This is a genomic window from Pseudomonas sp. IT-P44 (assembly GCF_949768225.1).
GTDB classification, from domain to species: Bacteria; Pseudomonadota; Gammaproteobacteria; order Pseudomonadales; family Pseudomonadaceae; genus Aquipseudomonas; species Aquipseudomonas migulae.
Genome location: NZ_CATKQM010000089.1, coordinates 1 through 448, shown reverse-complemented (window position 1 = coordinate 448; position 448 = coordinate 1). Strand labels below are relative to the sequence as shown.

At 59.6% G+C, this 448-nt stretch carries 1 protein-coding gene; it reads left to right on the top strand.

All coding sequences use genetic code 11. From position 1 onward, the window contains the following. A partial coding sequence (locus tag ACM6IO_RS27940) for a hypothetical protein (protein WP_414912618.1) occupies positions 1-222 on the top strand: 222 nt, incomplete at its 5' end. Positions 223-448: the final 226 nt, after the last annotated feature.

Sequence of the window (448 nt, the reverse complement as noted above, 5' to 3'; positions counted from 1 at the left end):
CCTCTCGAGGGGGCGCTCAGATCAAAAGCTGAAGGCGAGCTAACGCTCGACCTGATGAGTGGTGGAAATCAAAAGCAAACGCGATTCCCTGTAGGAGCGAGGCTTGCCCGCGAAAAGCGTCGGGACAACGCGTTCATTCAGACAGCCCGCGTTATCGTTGGCGCCCATCGCCAGCAAGCTGGCTCCTACAATTTTGAATCGTGTGAACCCAATCCATTGTAGGAGCCGGCTTGCTGCGGGCGGCGTTCCGACGACAGCGGTGGGTCAGTCGACGCATTTATTATTGGCGGGACGGACGCCATCGCCAGCAAGCCGGCTCCTACAGGGGTTTGGTGTACATGTCCGAAATGAGTGAACGCATCAGAGAAGGACAACGCGGACAGCTGAAGAGCCAGGTCGGCTTTCAGGCCGCCTCGGCGGCTGTGGCGGTAGTCGCCCCCTCGAGAGG